Source organism: Bradyrhizobium sp. 23AC (assembly GCF_054863025.1).
Genome location: NZ_JAVAYN010000196.1, coordinates 1 through 263 on the forward strand (window position 1 = coordinate 1; position 263 = coordinate 263).

The window sequence follows — 263 nt, forward strand, 5'->3', positions numbered from 1 at the left end:
CGACAGAGCATCGAGAGAACGGGACAGTCGCTGATCCAGCCTGGCAATCGCGTAACGATGAGCAACCTTGGACGTCGTCGCCACCCGAGCTACGCGGGTCTTGAAGGGACGATCGTAGGTCGGAGCGCCTATCCAAGTAGCGTTCGCGTGAAATTCGACCGCCGAATTCAGGTGGAGACCTTCCATCGCGACTACCTCGAGCTCGTGGACCCAACTGCCGCCCGGGCTGCTACAGCATGATCCGGAAAAGTGTGAAGCGGTTT

The 263-nt window shown here is 59.3% G+C and carries 1 protein-coding gene; it reads left to right on the forward strand.

Annotated features, from left to right (window positions below; genetic code table 11):
* A partial coding sequence (locus RAD10_RS42080) for a hypothetical protein (RefSeq protein WP_461622046.1) occupies window positions 1-240 on the forward strand: 240 nt, incomplete at its 5' end.
* Window positions 241-263 lie beyond the last annotated feature (23 nt).